This is a genomic window from Bacillus sp. LB7, from assembly GCF_030449715.1.
Classification (GTDB): domain Bacteria; phylum Bacillota; class Bacilli; order Bacillales; family Bacillaceae; genus Bacillus; species Bacillus paralicheniformis.
In genome coordinates, this window is record NZ_JASGCA010000007.1 from 98,300 (window position 1) to 116,159 (window position 17,860).

The following is a 17,860-nucleotide window of genomic DNA, read 5'->3' on the forward strand; positions in this document are numbered from 1 at the left end:
CGGCTTGAGAAGCCGTCCTTAAGCTTTTGCAATGCCCAGCAAAACGCCGGCTGTGACGATTAATATAATGCCGATGGCGATACCGATCAGCTGCCGCTTCGTTTTCTTTTCGCCGAGCAAAATAATGCCGCCGAGCGTTGAGATGACGATTCCCATCTGCGATAGCGAAAAACTGGTCGCTACGCCGACCCGCGGCTGGGAAATGAATAAAAACATGTTTCCGGCTGCCCAGATTAAACCCGGAATGATATTTTTGATGACGTAAAAATTAAACGGCTTATGCCTGAATGTCAAGATCAAGCCACCGGCTACCATGCCGATAGCCTGAGGAAAAAGAGCCGCCCAGCCACTGACATCGAAAAGCCGTACGACGACGACATACACGAGATAGCCGAATGTGGAAATCAGCAAAATCACGATTCCCTTTTTCATGTCGCCGGTTTTTTCCTCCGATTTTTGGCTGCGGTCTTCCAGCGATGTCAGCACGATTCCCACGATGATGAAAATCAGCGCCAGAATCCCGAGAACAATCGAGATTGTCGTCGCCCACTCGCGAAAAACAAGCACGCCGAACAAAGAAGTGGATACAAGCTGAAGTCCTGTTGAGATCGGCATCGTTTTAGACACGCCGATCAACTTGATGCTTTTCAGCTGATTGGTCTGACCGAGCGCCCAAAATAGTCCGGAGACGACGCCGACGGCAAATATACGGGGGGATAATTCAGGCTGGACGACGAAGTAGATTCCGATTGAAAAAATTAAAGCGCCGAATGTCGTACCGAGCACCTGGCTGTACGGTCCGCCCCCAAGCTTTACATTAAAGAGCACAATGCTTCCCCAGAAAATCGCTGGTAAAATCGCTAAGAAAATGTCCATTTGATTTAAACCTTTCTTTCCTTGTTTTTATCTATTAAGGTGCACGATACATGCGATTTTTAACACAAAAAATCCATTTTGAACGTTGTCAAAATGGATTGGTACTGTTACCGGCGGCCGTATCACTAAAATATCAGTTTTCACTGTTTGCTGTTTACGCTGTCAAGCCAAGGCATACCGGGAATAGCTGCCGGTTTTTTGTACAAGTCCTGGATCAGCCTGTCTTTTATGCCGAGCGGGTTCCGATTTAAATCTTTCAGGCTGAAATGGATGCTTCCCATCACATTTGAGGCGCGGTTTAAGGCGATCTGGCGCGGATATTCTTCAGGGTCTGACCAGGCGGGATCTGAGTTTTGATTGATTTTATAGGCTGCTTGTCCGATGTATAAATGAACGGGGCGTTGGCTGACTTCATTTTTCCACCAGTATACTAAAATGTCGTAGGAAGCCGGGGCAAAGCCGATGCTCCAATAGATTTGCGGGGCGATGTAATCGATGTATCCCTGCCTGATCCATTCCCTCGTGTCAGCATAAAGGTCGTCATAGTTTGTCATTCCGGCGGCTGTATTCGATCCCGTCGGATCATCTGCTATATTTCGCCATACACCAAAGGGGCTGATCCCAAATTTGACCGATGCTCTTTCTTTTTTGACGGCGGCGTTGATCTGTTTGACAAGCTGGTTGACGTTGTCCCTCCGCCAATCTTCAATATTTGAAAAGCGGTCCTTTCCATATTGTTCATACGTGCTCAAGTCGGGAAATTCGACGCCCGCAATTTTATACGGATAAAAATAGTCATCCATATGAACGGCGTCGACTTGGTAATTCTTGACGACCTCCGCTATGCCTTGGACAATGAATTCCTGCGCCTCAGGAATGCCGGGATTGTAATATAGCTGTCTGCCGTAGGCAACGACCCAATCGGGGTGCATTCTAGCCGGGTGATCGTGTGAGAGCCTGTTCAAATCCGTATGATTCATCGTGATCCGATAAGGATTAAACCATGCATGAAATTCAAGCTTTCTCCGGTGGGTTTCTTCGAGCAAAAATGACAGCGGATCGTAACCGGGGTCTTTTCCTTGAACGCCTGTTAAGTATTCCGACCACGGCCCGTATGCGGAAGGATAAAACGCATCCGCCGCCGGCTTAATTTGAACGACAACCGCGTTCATCCCCATGGCTGTCACATCATCCAAAAGCTTCACATACTCTGTTTTTTGCTCTTCGATTGTCAGCCCTTTTTTCGAAGGCCAGTCAATGTTTGTGACGGTGGCGATCCACACGGCCCGAAATTCTTTTGTTTCGCAGCTTGTGTTCTTCTCTTTCATGAACATCTCCCCTTTTGGAAAAATCAGAACTTTCTGTTATTATATGCCGGCTGTTCTTTTTTGTATATGAAAAAACAGGCCAAGACATGTTGAAGTCTTTAGCCTGTCGTTTGAATCGCCTGTTTCACCTGCTGCATCAAATATTGGACAAATGCTTCATCCCTTGCGAGCCATGCAGCATAATTTCTTTTTATAAACCGTTCTGCCTCTTCGAATGAAGTAAATGTCTCATGCTGAGTCACGCTGTTTAATTGAATGTTCCAGCCGTGTTCTCCAGGAAAGAGAAAAAACTGATCTTCGTCCCTGTTGATATAAAGGCTGCCGTTGTCCGACTCTTTTACATTATAGACGTTTTTAAAGGCATCCGCTCTCAAGGGCTCCAGCGGAAACGGTTCAGTCACATACAGCTTGAACGCTTCATCTGTCAGCGGGCACCCCGCTGCCTTGGCATGGCCGCCTCCGCCGAACGTGCCGGCGATTTCTGATACATCTGTTTCATCATGGATGGTGCGAAGGCTCACTTTTTTGCCGCCCATATTTAAGATGGCGATATAGTCAAGGTGCGGATATGTCTTCCCGAGTTCGTTCCCCACTTCGGAATGATAGGATTCCGCATGCACGATGCCGACGCAGTGTGCATTGATGAAGGTCTGAACGATTTCCCGCCGTTTCCTGCGGATATACCGTTCAATTTTTTCTTCTTCCATATCCAGGATTTTTTCTTCGAATTCATCAAATGAAAATGCGTCGCTTTCTTTAAGACGCCGGACCATTTTTTCCTCAAATTCGTCGATAGAGACCATAAAAAACAGGTCATTCAGGCGTTTCGCTTCGAGCGCGTCCGTCTGCTCCCATTCCCATGTATCATAGAGGCGTACGAGTTCGACGAACTGATCCATCGCTTTTGTCTCTTGAATGTGGCCGTTGTCTATTAAGTATTCATAAAAAAGAGAAGTCGCTGACGCGAGCCTGCCGTCCTCATATTGAACTTTTACCATGCCCCAAGAGCGTTCATTCAAATGAAGCGCAGTTTTATGGTGGTCGATGAGCTTGACCTTTCCGCCCGCTTCAGCATATTGGTCCAGCCTTTCTTCATTTTCTTGATGAACGGACAAGTCCGTGATAAACAGGCCTTCATGCTGTTTTTCTTTTCCTTTTGTTCGTTCCAAAAAACGCCCGACTTGCATATCAAGTCCGGTGACCGAATTGTAGCGGACCTCGACCCGTTCGCCAAAAGCCACCTTTGCGAGAATTCCGCAGCCGACTCCGTCCAAGTCGTTGTGAGAAAACAAATGATACATGCTTCCCGCCCACCTTGCTGTTTTATTGTCGGCCTGCCGCAGCAGGCACATCTTTCTCATACTATTGTAAAAAAAGGGATCTTTTATACGGTTGTGCAGTAAGACAAAAAGGACAGCTTTTGTTGGAAAAAGTCTGTCCGGTTAAAAGGGTTTATGTTTCTTGCAGCATAGTTCCGCCTTGCAAGTGGGCGGTGAGCAGTCTGTATGCGTTTTCGGCCCTGGCGGCACTTGGCGGTTCAACCCCTTTTAACGGATAATCCAGGCCAAGCGCTTCCCACTTGTAGACGCCGAGTTTGTGATAAGGAAGAACCTCCACCTTCTGAACGTTTGCCAGCGTGCCGATAAACGTGCCGAGTGCCGTTAAATCGTCATCGATATCAGAGATCCCCGGAACGAGTACATGACGGATCCAGACGGGGACTTGATGATCAGCGAGAAACCGGGCAAAATCCAATATGTGGTCATTCGGCATTCCTGTCAGGTTGATATGTTTTTTTTCTGTTGATATGCTTGAGGTCAAGCAAAACAAGGTCTGTATACTGGATGAGCTCTTTGATCTGCTCTTGAAATGCCGGCGCCGCCGAATAGCATCCGCCGGACGAATCGAGCGCCGTGTGTATGCCGTGGCTTTTACAGGCTTTAAACAGCTCGATTAAAAATGGCAGTTGTAAAAGCGGCTCGCCTCCGCTAACGGTGATGCCTCCGCCTGATGCTTGAATAAACGGGAGATATTGCTGGACATCCTGAACGATTTCGGAAACCGTCATTTGTTTTCCGGCTCCGATTTCCCAAGTATCAGCATTATGGCAAAATTGACAGCGCATCAGGCAGCCTTGTGTGAAGACGACATATCTGATGCCCGGACCGTCAACAGTGCCGAATGTTTCGATCGAATGAATATTTCCATCCATGATGAAGATCACCTCTTTTTATGGGGCGGAGCGCCTCGGCCGCGCTCCGCTTTATGCTCGTTACATCGATTCATGGAAGGTACGGTTGATGACGTCTAACTGCTGTTCTTTCGTCAGCTTAATAAAGTTGACCGCATAGCCTGAGACGCGAATCGTTAACTGCGGATATTGCTCTGGATGTTCCATGGCGTCGAGCAATGTCTCTCTGTTAAATACGTTAACATTTAAGTGATGCCCTGTTTTTGCGGCGTACCCGTCAAGGATACTTGATAAATTGACGGCGCGGCTCTCTTCGTCTTTGCCAAGCGCTTTCGGGACGATCGAAAAGGTGTTGGATATGCCGTCGAGCGCATAGCTGTAAGGCAGCTTTGCCACTGAAGACAGCGATGCAAGCGTCCCTTTAGTATCGCGGCCGTGCATCGGATTCGCGCCTGGTGCAAACGGTTCTCCCGCGCGGCGTCCATCCGGCGTATTTCCGGTTTTCTTGCCGTAAACGACGTTTGACGTGATCGTTAAAATGGACATCGTATGAACGGACTGGCGATATGTCTGGTGCTTGCGCAGTTTTTTCATAAAGCGCTTGACAATGTCAACGGCGATCGTGTCGACGCGGTCATCATTATTTCCGTACTTCGGAAAGTCGCCTTCTGTTTCAAAATCGACGGCAATGCCGTTTTCATCGCGAACCACGTTGACTTTGGCATATTTGATAGCGCTTAACGAATCGGCCACAACACTCAAGCCGGCGATCCCGGTGGCCATCGTCCGCAAAATGTCCGTGTCGTGCAGCGCCATTTCAATTCTTTCATAGCAATATTTATCATGCATGTAGTGAATGACATTGAGCGTATTGATGTACAAGCCTGCAAGCCATTCCATCGTCTGATCGAATTTATGCATGACTTCGTCATAGTCCAGCACCTCGGAAGCAACCGGAGGCATTTCCGGACCGACTTGCATTTTATGCTTTTCGTCTTTTCCGCCGTTAATCGCATATAAAAGCGCTTTCGCCAAGTTGGCGCGTGCTCCGAAGAACTGCATTTGTTTGCCGATTGCCATTGCCGATACACAGCAGGCGATGCCGTAGTCATCACCGTATTCTGGACGCATGATATCGTCATTTTCGTATTGGATCGAGCTTGTTTTAATAGACATTTTGGCACAATAGTTTTTAAACTTTTGCGGCAGCCTGACAGACCAAAGGACGGTTAAATTCGGTTCCGGCGCCGGACCTAAATTGTCAAGCGTATGCAGGAAACGGAACGAGTTTTTCGTGACGAGTGCGCGTCCGTCGTGCGCTATTCCGCCGATTGATTCTGTTACCCACGTCGGATCGCCGCTGAACAATTCATTGTAGTCAGGTGTGCGCGCAAATTTGACCAAGCGCAGCTTCATGACAAAATGGTCGACTAGTTCTTGGGCCTCTTGTTCAGTTAATGCGCCTGTTTTTAAATCTCTTTCGATGTAAATATCAAGGAACGTGGACACGCGGCCAAGGCTCATTGCAGCTCCGTTTTGCTCTTTAATGGCAGCCAAATAGGCAAAATACAGCCATTGAAATGCTTCTCTCGCATTTGCTGCAGGCTCGGAAATATCAAATCCATAACTTGCTGCAAGCGCTTTAAGTTCGTTCAATGCCCGGATTTGTTCTGACAATTCTTCACGAAGGCGGATGTTTTCTTCAGACATCACCCGAGAGGTGCCGGCCGCATCTTTTTTCTTTTCATCGATCAAGAAATCCACGCCGTAAAGCGCCACTCTCCGGTAATCACCGATGATGCGTCCGCGCCCGTAAGCATCAGGCAGTCCGGTAATGATTCCGACTTTTCTGGCGAGCTTCATTTCGTCCGTATACGCGTCAAACACGCCTTGGTTATGGGTTTTGCGGTAATCGGTAAAGATTCTTTCCACTTCTTCATCCAATTCAAAACCATAGGATTCACATGCTTGTTTCGCCATGCGAATGCCGCCGAAAGGCTGAAGCGACCGTTTAAACGGCTCATCGGTTTGAACGCCGACGACTTTTTCCAAGTCTTTGTCCAAATAGCCGGGACCGTGCGAGGTGATCGTTGAGACGATCTCTGTATCCATATCAAGGACGCCTCCGTTTTCACGCTCTTTTTTTGTCAAGTCCATTACGTGATCCCATAATGCCGATGTAGCTTCCGTCGGAGGTTCAAGAAACGATTCGTCACCTTGATATGGCTCAAAGTTCGAGAGAATAAAATCGCGGACATTGACTTCTTTTTGCCAAACGTTTGTGGTGAAACCTTTCCATTGTTCCATTTAAATCCCCCTCTTTTCAAGTTGAAATGATATAACAGTTGTTGCATATATATCTTATGTTCAATATAACAGCTTTGAATGTGATAAAAATCACATATTTATGTGAAATAGTTAACAAATTTGAGAAAGTTCTTTGAACATCGCGTTTTTCCTAATATAGGATGTTGTTTGAAGCCATTTTCTTATTTGAATCTGTATTATAATAAAGTCAAATAAAACGAAAACTGTTATATAAAAAACCGGCTAAACAGCCGGTTTGCGCAGAAGTATTTATCATCAGCCGAGGGATACGAACTGATTGCCGAATGCTTCGATAGTGCTTTTCAAGACGTAGCGGCCTCGGGGGAGCTGGTGAAATTCATAGCACCCTTTCGAATCGACCGCTTTTGTCTGCAGTAAAACGCCTGACAAATCATAAACATGAATGTAATGTTCCTCTTTTTTAAGTTGGCTTTTGAGATGTTCCGGGATTTCTCCGGCAATCGTGTACTCCGCTTCTGACCTTTTCTTTTCACCGATTTGTTCGAGGATTTCCAGGTCCAGCACCTGTTCTTTTCGATGACTTTTGCAGGACCCCACTGCGCGTTTTTGTGTCTCGAATGTTTGATACAGGTTTTCGATCGACCTCATGTGAAAGCTGATATCCCAATGTTTCATAGCTTTTTGAAACGCTTGGCGGCCCAATTTTTTCCGGGTCTTGTCATCGTCAAGCAGCAGGCGCAGCTTTTCAGCAAGCGCTTCGCTGTCTGCCGGGGGAACAAGCAATCCGTCCGCACCGTCGTCAATGATTTCTTTTACCCCGCCTACGTTTGCCGCCAGCACAGGTTTTGCGGAGAACTGCCCTTCCAGGATGACGAGCGGAAATGTATCGTGAAGCGACGGCAAAACAATGACATCACTAATATTCATTAAGTCGGGTATATCTTTTCGCTTTCCGAGAAAAGAGACCGCCGACGCGATACCGAGCTTTTCGGACAGGCTTTGCAGAGTTTCGAGCTCCGGACCCTCGCCTGCGAGAAGGCAGTGAAAATCATCCCTTTCGCACCGCAGTTTATAAAGCGCTTCGATCAAGTAGCGGTGTCCTTTCACCGGAACGAGCCGCGCCGGACAGAGAATGATCTTTTTTCCTTGATGCCGGCGGCTTTTTGGGAGATGACTTTTCTTTTCGATAAAAGGTGTTTTTACAATTCCATACGGGATGACTCGGATGTTCGAAGGCGTCACACCAATTTGAATCAGCTCGTGTTTCAGCCATTCGCACGGAACGGCCACAACGTCTCCGGACATTGCTCCCAAACATTCTTCGATTTTCATGTATTGTTGTTCCTGGCCGCTTTTCTCGCCATATTCCCCGGTAATCTTTGCTTCGTGATATTTAAAGTTATGGAGGGAAACGATTAAAGGCGTGTGCTGAGGTTTGGAACGGGCCAGTGCTCTTGCCGTCATAAAATCGTGGCAGTGGATCAAGTCATACTTTTCTAGATCAAACTGTTTCACAGCTTGTTCTAAACTGTAGCGCTCCATTTCACGCCAATATATCCACAGGGGATATTTTGCGGTATAAGCCGTTTGAAGACGGTATATCAGCTCATGTTTTAACCGGTGTTTATCGGCCGGCTGCTGATCGGCGACCTGAATGTTGAGCCATCGGGTATCGTGCGACATTAAATCGACAGAATGCCCTTTTCCTTCTAAGCTTTTTCGAAGGATATCAATATAGGTAGAAGGGCCGTTTGTATGTGGAGAGTATCGATAATAAGCCAGCAAAATGTTCATATATTTCCCCCTGCCTGCTGTTAAACTTATAGAAAATGAATCTCTTAACATTATATGGCCGCAGCTGAAAAAAGTACGAAGTGAATGGAAAGCCTTTTCAATAAAGAAAACCCATTGCCTGTCGCAATGGGAGATGTCATGAAGAAGCTAATATTTGAACGATTTTGTCTTCAATATCCTTTCCTTTCTCATCATCCGCGAGCTGATTGAGAAGAATGGAGAAAATCAATGTCTTGCCGCTTGCAGTATCGATATAGCCCGACAATGTACTGACGGTTGAAAGAGAACCTGTTTTCGCTCTGACTCTGCCTTTTAGATCCGGGTCTTTCAGCCGGTTTCTTAATGTGCCGCCGACCATTCTGTCGCTTTCTCCCGCAACCGGGAGTGAACGGGCAAACGACGGAAACCATTTCTCCTCTTGAACGGAATACAATAGCTTTGTGATCTGGTCGGCAGAAATCAAATTGATATGCGAGATGCCTGAGCCGTCTCTGAGAACGAGCTTTTCTGTGTCCATTCCAAATCCCTGCAGTTCTTTATTTAACACTTCCAGACCTTGATCCCAGCTTCCTTCACGACTCGCGGCCCTTCCCATTTCCTTGATCAGTGTTTCGCCATGGCCGTTGTTGCTGAGCTTCATAAAGGGGATCATCAGCTCTGAAAGCGGCATGGATTGATGTGAGGTGATGCGGCGCGCTTTTTTTGGTACTTTGCCGGTTTTAGTCTCTCCCAGGATTCGAATACCTTGTTGCTGTAAAGCCTGTTTAAATAAATCGAGTGCATATTCTGACGACTCCCAAACCGCAACCCATTGTCTGACCCTTGAAGCGCCTTGTGGAATCGTCCCTTTGATTTGGATGGTATTTCCGCCGTGTTCCCTTTTAATCGTGATATCTTTTTTTCCGTCTGTAGCAACGGTCTTGGCACCGTTTTCGATTTTGACATGGCTCGTTTGCGGGGTGAGCGATACAACGGGTTTTTTCCCGGTTTTGCCGTCAGGATTCACGTCGATGATGACCGTTCCGGCATCATAGTCTTCGTTTGGCGAAGCTGTTAAAGCCGAGATCTGCGCTCCGTAGTATGCGTCTTCATCGCTCCAGGAAAGGTCTTGAGAGTAGCGGACCTCATCATACCAGGAATCATCGCCGACCAAGTCTCCCCGGATGACAGTGATCCCTTGTTTTCGGAGTGCCTTGGCCATTTGCTGAAAATCGGCTTTCAAAAGCGTCGGATCGCCTTTTCCTTTTAGATAAAGGCTGCCTTTGAGTGTGCTCGCGGATCGTGCGCCGTCTGTCATCACCTCTGTGGGAAAGGTATAGTCCTCACCCAGGACGGAAAAGGCAGCTGCTGCCGTTAAAAGCTTCAGATTGGACGCCGGTCTCATCCGTGTATCGCCCATATGGCCGTATATCATTTTCCCGCTTTCTGCGGACCTGACGCTGATGCCTGCGAGCGCTCCTTTTAAATCAGGCTCTGTCTTTAACAGCTGATCAATTTGCTCTTTGAGCCCGGCGCCTTTTTCCCCGGCGGCCAAGCCGTCTATGCTGCCGGCCAACGTCAATATAAAGATCATGATCATACACAGACAAAGCTTCATATTTTTCTTCATAGAATATCCCGCCTCCCGCTGATGTTTTAATACTTTATTGCAAAACGCGGCGGGATATACTCCTATTGGTCGGTTTTCACCAAAAACCTCCGGTATAAAAGCAGCAGTATCATGACATGCAGCACAACTCCGATGAACCCGAAAACGAGAACAAGCCCTTCGTGAGAAGTTCCTGCCAAGTACGTTTTCGCTGTCCAGTAGGTCGGTGTGAAAACACCGAGAAGCTGCCACGGCAAAGGAATAAAATAAACCGCGGCCGGCATAAGAGTGAGCAGGCTGAACCCTTTCATTAAAGCAAGCCCTTCCACTTTGTTCGAAGCATAAGCGGCTAAAAGCAGCGTGTAAATCGGGGCTTGAAGCGTCACCATAATCAGGACGAACAAAAGGTACACAGAGCCGGGCCCCATTAAACCGCCGGATGCAAACAGCAAAATGCTGTAGCAAAAAGTGAGCGCCATCGGCAGGATGAGGCGGATCATGACATATCCGCGCTTCGACAAGGGCGTCACGGCAAAATACTGAATCATATTTTCGTCGCGCTCATCAAGCAGGATAAACCCCGACATGGTGCCGAGAATCAGGGGGGTGAACAGCATGGCAAAGCTCATGATCAAATGACGGTATGGGGTGATATTGAATGCCGTCAGTTCCGCTGACAAAGGAATGCCTGCTGCCGTCACAACGATGAGCAGAAAAGGCGCCAGACCGTAAAAAGCGAGCATTGAATCACGCCTGATCTGTTTCATATCTCCGCGTACCAGCTGAATGATTTTCATCATCGTGTATCACCTCCGCCAAGCTTTAATGTGATGAACGTTTGCAGTGAATGCCTCGCCCACAAATACGCGGCTCCATTCCACAACAAAAGAGTGGAAATCGCGTAGATGAGCTCCCACTGCTGGAGGCCGGTAAACGCGGAACCTAACAGCATTAATGAGGCCTTTGACGGCAGAGCGTAAAACAGCGGGCTGCTCCAAATGCCCGCTGTTTCAAACAAAGGCAGAACGAACACAAAGGTGCTCAAAGAAGACAAAAAGAAAAATCCGTTTAAAGTTTCGCACCGCACCGCCAAACCTAAGCCGATCATCGTAAAGAAAAATGAAGTGAACAGCACGCCGCAAGCGAACAAACCGGAATTTGTTCCATAGCCGAACACGCTGCTGTGGATGAACATGCTCGATCCGAGAGACAAAACGGACAAGGACGCGGTTTTTGAAAGAATATACTCACTTGCACTTAGCGGCGTGACAAACAGGCTGTCATGGATGTTTTGCCCTTTCTCCAGTAAAACAAGTCCCCCGATGAAGAAAAACCCCAGGAAGCTCGGATCTGAAAATGTCAAGGCAATGTTGGCCGTCTCCCTGTAATCAGCCGGAAGAAACTGCAACACGGTGATATACACCGCGCTGATCAGCAAATAGGCATAATAAAACCCGTGCTTGAACTGAAGTTTGATATCATGAGAAATCGCTGACAAGATCCTCAACTTAAACGCCTCCCCGTCACATCAATAAAGATGTCTTCAAGCGACGCTTCTTGGGAATGGATGGTTTCTACAGGGTGCTCCTTGATCAAGTTCAAAAATTCCGGGCTGCTGCCGATCTGATCAAGGTCGAATTGAGCGGTTTCCAGCTGCCTGCGGTTGCGGTATTCGACTTTTACGTGCCTTTTTCCTTTTTGCACTTTCAAGGCGCGCGGAGAATCAATCAAAGCCACCCTGCCGTCAACGATGAAAGCGACGCGGTCGCAGATTTCTTCAGCTGTCTGCATGTGGTGCGTGGTGATCAGGATCGTCTTCCCTTCCGCCTTTTTTTTCAGAATAAGCTGTTTTAATGTTTTGGCATGCACGGGATCGAGCCCTGAGGTCGGTTCGTCTAGAAATAAAAGATCAGGCTGATTGATCAGGGCTCTCAAAAAATTCAGCCTCATTTTCATGCCTTTTGAGTAAGCGGATACCTTTGTCCGGCCGTACTCTTCAAGACCCGTTAAAGCGAGCAGCGTTTCCGGCTCCTCGGTTTCAGATGCATACAAAGAACGGAACAAATTTAAGTTTTCCAGCGCAGTTAATCGTTGATAGAAATTCGGAAATTCAAAAGCGACGCCGATTTTAAAGGAGCTGTCGGCTTGATTCAATTCTTTTCCCATCACAGAAACCCGGCCTTCATATTGCTTTAAAATACCGATTAATATTTTTTGAATCGTACTTTTTCCGGCGCCGGAAGGGCCGAGAAATCCAAAAACTTCACCCTTTTGAATGGAAAAGTCGATTCCTTTCAATACGGGCGTTTTTTGTCCGGGGTATGTGAAGCGAAGCCCGCTGACTTCAATCATGAGCTGCATCCTCCTTGGCCGAAAGTCCCTGTCCGATCAATTCGATAAGCAAATCCATCGTTTCGTCGTAGCGGTCTTCCCCAATGTTTGTTTTTTGAAAGGATAAAAGAACAATAGCGCGAATCACGCTGATAATCGTCTCCGGTTTTTTTCTGACAAGCCAGCCTTTTTCCTGGCCCATTTCAATTAAAGGCTTGAAAAAATCTTCGTCGCTGGCGAAGTGCGCCTGCAGCTTTTCTTCAGGGAGTTTGCGGAAGAGCGTCTCAAGTAAGTTGTCATCGTAAACTTGGCGAATATACGGGTTATCTTCCATCACCGCCAATGCTTCACGCAAAAACTGTGCAAATGTTTTCCCGCTTTCAGAAAATAAGGCTTCAAGCTGGGCGCGGATCTTTTTTTCTTCCTGCTGCAAAATCTCAAAATATAGCTCCTCTTTCGAGTCGAAAAATGTATAAAATGAGCCTTGGGCAATTCCGGCCGAGGCTGTCAGCTCTCCGACGCTCGTTTTTTTCAATCCAAGCTGCGCAAAAAGCTCCCTTCCGCTTTGTACTAAAGCTGAACGGATCGCTTCCTTTTCTTTTTCGGTAAATTTCGGCATGTCAGTCTCTCCTTGTTTTATAAACATATGAATATTTTTATTTTATATTCATATAATGCGCTGCGTCCCTCTTTTTGTCAATAGATTTTGGTTCAAATTTACCACAATATTTTCATTTGCCCGTCAAATTTAAAGCAAAAAAAAGCACCACTTATAGTTTAAACTATAAGTAGCGCTTCATTTCCATTAATAAGCCAGGCTGAACAGACCTTTAATATGGCTCAGGTAGCGGACGTTGCTCGCTTCTTTCATCAATGAAGCAGGCAGGCCTTTAAGAGATGTGCTGTTCGCGCCGATAACGGCAACTGCGTCTTTGCGGCCAAGGCTTGCAAGCGTGCCTGAGTTGACAGGGCTGAACGTTTCCATTGATTTGTTTTCTAAGTATGCATACAGGTTGTAGCCGATCAGCTCGCCCATTTGCCAAGCGATTTGAGCTGTCGGAGGGTACGGACGGCCATCCGGACCGAAGACAACGGCGCTGTCTCCTGCAACAAATACGTCTTCATGTGATGTGGATTGAAGGAAATCGTTTACAGTTGCGCGTCCGCGGTTGACTTCAAGACCTGATTCGCCGATCAGCGGATTGCCTTGAACACCGCCGGTCCAGACAAATGTATTTGTGACGATTTTTTGCCCGTCTTTCAAATCAACAACGTTTCCTTCTACATTTGTGACAGGCAGTCCTGTCAAGAATTCAACGCCGCGTTTTTCAAGGCTCTTTGTCGCACGTTCGATCAGCTCATCCGGAAGAACCGGCAGGATTTTCGGACCGGCTTCAACAAGCTTCAGCTTGATTTCTTTCGGATCGACACCGTAGCTTCTCGCAAGGTTCGGCATGATATCGGCGAGTTCACCGACAAGCTCGACGCCTGTTAGTCCGCCGCCGCCGATTAAGATCGTAGCATCCGCTTCATTTTTCGTTTTCGCGTATTCGCGCACGCGCTCTTCAACATGCTTGAAGATTTTGTTTGCATCGTTTGCAGATTTGAGCACCATGCTGTTTTCTGCAAGTCCCGGAATGCCGAAGTAAGCAGTGACAGAACCAAGACCGACGACAAGCGCGTCATACGTCAGGGTTGAGCCGTCAGAAAGAGCGACTTCTTTTTTGTCAACTGAGAAAGTGTTGACTTTGGCGATTTTAAGATCGATGTCTTTTCCTTTGAAAAGCTTTGCAAGCGGCATCGCAATGGCCTGTTCTGACACGTTGCCCGCAGCAAGACGGTGCAGTTCTGTGATGATTTGATGTGTCGGGTATTGGTTAACCACTGTGACTTTTGCTTCTTCTTTTGTGTAGTGTTTGCGAACTGTTAAAGCAGACAGTAATCCGCCGTAACCAGCGCCTAAAATGACGATATGTTTTGACATCGTGAATCCTCCGTCCTTATTCTGAATGTATAGTGATTATTTTTGTTTTTCGCGTTCTGACATGATTTGCAGGTAGCTTTGAACAAAGCGGAACAGCTTTTGGGCCTGCGGATCTTTAAGCATTTTCAGCAAACCGAAAAGTCCGATGACTTCATTGCTTTCGTCAGCGCGGTCTTTTGCTTCAATGGCGGTAGCCGCGAGTTCTTTTGCCGTATCTTTGACAGGCTCAAGAATTTCTGTAATGGCACCGACCGTATCATTTTTTAATACTTCATCAGTTGCAACGGATTGTGCGAAATCGTAAGACTTTGTCAAAATGTTGACCAGTTCTGTCAGCTTTGGAAGCTGGTCGACTAAAGTAGTCAAAGACTCCTGTACTTCAGGTTTTAGCAGTTGATCGATAAGATCGCGTTGGCTTTGGCTTACAGATTCGTTTGTTTGATCAGCTGTTTGATCGATTGTTTCCGGCATAACCAATTCTCCTTTTCAATAAGCGATGTGCTGTTTTTTGAAGGAACCCCTTTTTTCATAGTTTGTGAATTTGTGCACAAACAAGTCCGCAAAAAGGTTCTCCCCTTTTGTGTTTGTTTTGCTGTTTTCGTCTGGAATTCCCGAAAACCCGCAATCTCCAAACACGCTGTATTTTTCACTACTAAATGATAACACTTTTTGAACAAAAAATGAACGTGATTGTTTCGGAAATGAAATAAAATCATAGAAAACTTTATATATAGGGCTTCTTTCATCCCTTTCATTTCCTATATTGTGTCTTTTTTTACGAAATGCCCCGTTCACACGTCATGATTGAGTTGTGCGAACATTTCATAGAATCGTATCTAGTTTACATAATGAAATTATCGTTATCTCTGGTTAATCTTCATCTTTAACATCCGGATCTTCGGGGATGGGTTCGTTCAGAACGGATTCCGCCCACGCTTTATACTTTTCCATCTGTTCCATATGGGTATTGAATTGTTCTTTGTTAATTAAATGCTGCTGTCCGTCGAAGACGGTGCGGATTTTCTTTTCTCTCACAAGCTGTTCAACATATGCTTCTGAAAGCGTTAAATATTCTGCGGTTTCCTTTATCGTCAAGTACATGTTTTGCTTCCTCTCATTTTGATTTAGGCGAACGTTGCGATTTTAGGATCATACGATAAGATATATCAGTTAAGATGATGGAGGCCTATTCTATGTATTCAAAATGGAATTCTCAAAAGTTTTATCCGCCTTCAGCCCCGCAAATGCACACCGGCCAATCTTCTCAGCAGATGAATCAAAGGCTGAAAAATCTCGAAGATCAAATGGAATTGCTGATCAAACTCATGGAATGCAACAATAAGCTGCTGCGTTCAATTGAAGAGCAGCAGAATCGCGTCTGCACGGCATGCGGCGGTTCGGTTATCGTCAGAATGTGAGTTTTGATCATTCGAACTTCTTCAAAATAAAAAGAGGAAGGACGTGTCCTTCTTCTTAGTCTGCAAGCCTTATCCAGTATACTACAGATTTTTTTGCGCTGAAAGGCCGGCAATTTCATCGTATGTTTCACGGTTTTCCAATGTTGACAAATCGCCTGCCGGCTCGTTCAAATAGGCAGCTCTGATCAGCCGTCTCATCACTTTTGCATTTCTCGTCTTCGGCAAACCGCTGACAAAGTAAACCGCTTTTGGCTTGATCGCTTTACCGATCGCATCAGCGGCGAGGTTCAGCAAATCATCTTTTAGTTTTTCCGACGGCTTTTCCGACTGTGTGAGGACGACGAAGCAGACGGCAGCCTGACCTTTGAGCTTATCCGGAACGCCGATAACGCCTGCTTCCGCCACCGCCGGATGGCCGACAAGTACGGACTCTATTTCGGCGGGACCGATCCTTTTCCCGGCAGTATTGATCACATCATCAGAACGTCCGCTGATCGTCCAGTACCCGTTTTCATCCCGTTTTGCCCAGTCGCCGTGCACCCAGACGTCAGTCCAGCGGCTCCAATATGCTTTTTCGTATCTGGACGGCTCCTTCCAAAAACCGTTCGTCATGCCGACCCACGGCTTTGTCAGGACAAGCTCCCCGACCTCATTGACGACTTCCTCCCCTTTTTCATTGAAGACATTGGCCGCCATGCCGGGCAGAGGCGAATTAAACGTCATCGGCGTGATCGGCCGGAGGAGCACATTGCCCAAAATGCCGCCTGAAATTTCCGTTCCTCCTGAATAATTAAAGATAGGAATTCGTTCTTTTCCGGCATGGCGGAAAAGCCATATCCACGGTTCATAATTCCATGGTTCGCCCGTTGAGCCGATTGCCTTCAGACTGCTCAGGTCGCTTTGATGGAGAAAATCTTCGCCGTGCTGCATCAGCGAGCGAATGAGTGTCGGAGAGACGCCGAGATGTGTCACCCGATGTCTGCTGACAAGCTCCCACAGCCGATCCGGGGCCGGGAAGTCCGGTGCTCCGTCATACAGCAAAACTGCCGCTCCGTTGATGAGACCCCCGAATATTAAAAACGGTCCCATCATCCAGCCCATGTCTGTAAACCAGAAAAACGTGTCCCCTTGTTTGACATCCATCCCGAAGCCCGCATCAAATGCAGCTTTCAGCGGAAAACCGGCGTGGGTATGAACCGCTCCCTTCGGCTGTCCTGTCGTGCCCGATGTGTAAAGCAGCATGAGCGGATCTGAACTGTCCATTTCTTCTGTAATCTGGAGAGGATCGCTTTTCATCAATTCATTCCAGTCTATATCTCTCTTATGATTCCAATCTTGTTCGCCATCGTGAAGCCGGCAGACGACAATTTTTTGGACAGTGGGGGCAAGGTCTGCTGCTTTGTCAGCTTCTTTCTTCATACAGACCTTCTTTCCCCTTCGCAAAAAGGCATCTGCTGTGACAAGAATTTTTGCTCCGGCAGCGCTGAGTCTTGCGGCTGCCGCATGAGCGCCGTAGCCTGAAAAAACCGGTGAGAATACCGCGCCGATTTTAGCGGCGGCGAGCATGGCGATGACCGTTTGCGGGATCATCGGCATGTATATCGCAATGACATCCCCTTTTGATATGCCTTGTTTTTTAAAGCCTGCCGCCGCACGGGCGACTTTTTGATGTAAAGAAGAATAGGTGATCCGTTCTGTTTTTCCGTCTTCACTTTCCCAGATGAGGGCCGTCCTGCCGGCCGTATCAGGCTGTCGGGACCATTTTTCCACGGCGCTGCAAACGGCATTTAAGCGTCCGCCGGAAAACCATTTCGGCCATTTTATGCCTTTATCGAGATTCAATGTTTGGCTGTACCGCTTGTACCAGCTGATGCCGAGCGCTTTTTCGGCTTCTTCCCAGAACCAGGCGATATCGTCTGTACTTGCTTTCAAAAAATCATCATAGTCGGAAAAACCGAGAGCTGTCATCCATTGAAACAGCCGGGTCGTTTTTACAAATTCCGGATCAGGCTGCCAAACCGCTTTTTCGGCCATACCGTTTCCCCCTTTTCGTTTCATTGG

Annotated in this window: 15 protein-coding genes and 1 pseudogene; 1 reads left to right on the top strand and 15 read right to left on the bottom strand. The window is 47.1% G+C overall.

The features are described 5' to 3' along the window. Window positions 1-18: 18 nt before the first annotated feature. From QMZ64_RS11525 to QMZ64_RS11590, 14 genes and pseudogenes are all read right to left on the bottom strand, one after another. Window positions 19-876, bottom strand: coding sequence for a RhaT/GlcU family sugar-proton symporter (locus QMZ64_RS11525; RefSeq protein ID WP_105978827.1), 858 nt, complete (start codon window positions 874-876; stop codon window positions 19-21). A 140-nt stretch (window positions 877-1,016) separates the two neighbouring features. After that, a complete protein-coding gene (locus QMZ64_RS11530) occupies window positions 1,017-2,210 on the bottom strand; it encodes a glycoside hydrolase family 10-like protein (protein ID WP_483298499.1) in 1,194 nt (397 codons plus the stop codon). 92 nt (window positions 2,211-2,302) lie between these two features. Then, window positions 2,303-3,505 carry a DHH family phosphoesterase gene (locus QMZ64_RS11535; protein WP_265626880.1) on the bottom strand — a complete coding sequence of 401 codons (1,203 nt, stop codon included), beginning with the start codon at window positions 3,503-3,505 and terminating at the stop codon, window positions 2,303-2,305. 151 nt (window positions 3,506-3,656) lie between these two features. Beyond that, a pseudogene (gene pflA, locus QMZ64_RS11540) lies at window positions 3,657-4,416 on the bottom strand (pyruvate formate-lyase-activating protein). Between the two features lie 60 nt (window positions 4,417-4,476). Continuing rightward, the gene (gene pflB / locus QMZ64_RS11545) at window positions 4,477-6,702 is read right to left on the bottom strand and encodes a formate C-acetyltransferase (RefSeq protein WP_265626878.1); all 2,226 of its coding nucleotides are present in this window, start codon (window positions 6,700-6,702) and stop codon (window positions 4,477-4,479) included. Window positions 6,703-6,978: 276 nt separating this feature from the next. Continuing rightward, entirely contained in the window at window positions 6,979-8,478 is a 1,500-nt protein-coding gene (locus QMZ64_RS11550) for a glycosyltransferase family 4 protein (protein ID WP_265626877.1), read from the bottom strand. 136 nt (window positions 8,479-8,614) lie between these two features. Then, window positions 8,615-10,087 carry a D-alanyl-D-alanine carboxypeptidase/D-alanyl-D-alanine endopeptidase gene (gene dacB, locus QMZ64_RS11555; RefSeq protein WP_265626876.1) on the bottom strand — a complete coding sequence of 491 codons (1,473 nt, stop codon included), beginning with the start codon at window positions 10,085-10,087 and terminating at the stop codon, window positions 8,615-8,617. A 62-nt stretch (window positions 10,088-10,149) separates the two neighbouring features. Beyond that, window positions 10,150-10,866, bottom strand: coding sequence for a hypothetical protein (locus QMZ64_RS11560; protein ID WP_265626875.1), 717 nt, complete (start codon window positions 10,864-10,866; stop codon window positions 10,150-10,152). Further along, on the bottom strand, window positions 10,863-11,573 hold the full coding sequence (locus QMZ64_RS11565; protein WP_265626874.1) for a fluoroquinolone export ABC transporter permease subunit: 711 nt from the start codon (window positions 11,571-11,573) through the stop codon (window positions 10,863-10,865). Before QMZ64_RS11565 ends, QMZ64_RS11560 begins: the two co-directional genes overlap by 4 nt. Then, window positions 11,570-12,418, bottom strand: a complete 849-nt coding sequence (locus QMZ64_RS11570) for an ABC transporter ATP-binding protein (protein WP_301441312.1) — start codon at window positions 12,416-12,418, stop codon at window positions 11,570-11,572. Before QMZ64_RS11570 ends, QMZ64_RS11565 begins: the two co-directional genes overlap by 4 nt. Continuing rightward, a complete protein-coding gene (locus QMZ64_RS11575; RefSeq protein ID WP_243940688.1) occupies window positions 12,411-13,016 on the bottom strand; it encodes a TetR/AcrR family transcriptional regulator in 606 nt (201 codons plus the stop codon). The genes QMZ64_RS11570 and QMZ64_RS11575 overlap by 8 nt, the downstream gene beginning before the upstream one ends. Window positions 13,017-13,202: 186 nt before the next feature. After that, complete coding sequence (locus tag QMZ64_RS11580; RefSeq protein WP_265626873.1) at window positions 13,203-14,381, bottom strand: NAD(P)/FAD-dependent oxidoreductase; 1,179 nt, start codon at window positions 14,379-14,381, stop codon at window positions 13,203-13,205. A 36-nt stretch (window positions 14,382-14,417) separates the two neighbouring features. Continuing rightward, complete coding sequence (locus QMZ64_RS11585; protein ID WP_243940692.1) at window positions 14,418-14,852, bottom strand: helical membrane plugin domain-containing protein; 435 nt, start codon at window positions 14,850-14,852, stop codon at window positions 14,418-14,420. Between the two features lie 399 nt (window positions 14,853-15,251). After that, window positions 15,252-15,482, bottom strand: coding sequence for an excisionase family DNA-binding protein (locus QMZ64_RS11590; RefSeq protein ID WP_145651984.1), 231 nt, complete (start codon window positions 15,480-15,482; stop codon window positions 15,252-15,254). Between the two features lie 92 nt (window positions 15,483-15,574). On the opposite strand from QMZ64_RS11590, the gene QMZ64_RS11595 reads away from it, so the two are divergent. After that, the gene (locus QMZ64_RS11595) at window positions 15,575-15,799 is read left to right on the top strand and encodes a hypothetical protein (RefSeq protein WP_265626871.1); all 225 of its coding nucleotides are present in this window, start codon (window positions 15,575-15,577) and stop codon (window positions 15,797-15,799) included. Window positions 15,800-15,880: 81 nt separating this feature from the next. Here the strand turns inward: QMZ64_RS11595 and QMZ64_RS11600 are convergent, their stop codons facing one another. Then, complete coding sequence (locus tag QMZ64_RS11600; RefSeq protein ID WP_265626870.1) at window positions 15,881-17,833, bottom strand: AMP-binding protein; 1,953 nt, start codon at window positions 17,831-17,833, stop codon at window positions 15,881-15,883. Window positions 17,834-17,860: the final 27 nt, after the last annotated feature.

What these genes read in the sequence shown, in the direction of transcription:
- QMZ64_RS11525 (WP_105978827.1), bottom strand. Translation starts at nt 876, where the DNA reads ATGGACATTTTCTTAGCGATTTTACCAGCGATTTTCTGGGGAAGCATT.
- QMZ64_RS11530 (WP_483298499.1), bottom strand. Translation starts at nt 2,210, where the DNA reads ATGTTCATGAAAGAGAAGAACACAAGCTGCGAAACAAAAGAATTTCGG.
- QMZ64_RS11535 (WP_265626880.1), bottom strand. Translation starts at nt 3,505, where the DNA reads ATGTATCATTTGTTTTCTCACAACGACTTGGACGGAGTCGGCTGCGGA.
- pflB (WP_265626878.1), bottom strand. Translation starts at nt 6,702, where the DNA reads ATGGAACAATGGAAAGGTTTCACCACAAACGTTTGGCAAAAAGAAGTC.
- QMZ64_RS11550 (WP_265626877.1), bottom strand. Translation starts at nt 8,478, where the DNA reads ATGAACATTTTGCTGGCTTATTATCGATACTCTCCACATACAAACGGC.
- dacB (WP_265626876.1), bottom strand. Translation starts at nt 10,087, where the DNA reads ATGAAGAAAAATATGAAGCTTTGTCTGTGTATGATCATGATCTTTATA.
- QMZ64_RS11560 (WP_265626875.1), bottom strand. Translation starts at nt 10,866, where the DNA reads ATGATGAAAATCATTCAGCTGGTACGCGGAGATATGAAACAGATCAGG.
- QMZ64_RS11570 (WP_301441312.1), bottom strand. Translation starts at nt 12,418, where the DNA reads ATGATTGAAGTCAGCGGGCTTCGCTTCACATACCCCGGACAAAAAACG.
- QMZ64_RS11575 (WP_243940688.1), bottom strand. Translation starts at nt 13,016, where the DNA reads ATGCCGAAATTTACCGAAAAAGAAAAGGAAGCGATCCGTTCAGCTTTA.
- QMZ64_RS11580 (WP_265626873.1), bottom strand. Translation starts at nt 14,381, where the DNA reads ATGTCAAAACATATCGTCATTTTAGGCGCTGGTTACGGCGGATTACTG.
- QMZ64_RS11585 (WP_243940692.1), bottom strand. Translation starts at nt 14,852, where the DNA reads ATGCCGGAAACAATCGATCAAACAGCTGATCAAACAAACGAATCTGTA.
- QMZ64_RS11590 (WP_145651984.1), bottom strand. Translation starts at nt 15,482, where the DNA reads ATGTACTTGACGATAAAGGAAACCGCAGAATATTTAACGCTTTCAGAA.
- QMZ64_RS11595 (WP_265626871.1), top strand. Translation starts at nt 15,575, where the DNA reads ATGTATTCAAAATGGAATTCTCAAAAGTTTTATCCGCCTTCAGCCCCG.
- QMZ64_RS11600 (WP_265626870.1), bottom strand. Translation starts at nt 17,833, where the DNA reads ATGGCCGAAAAAGCGGTTTGGCAGCCTGATCCGGAATTTGTAAAAACG.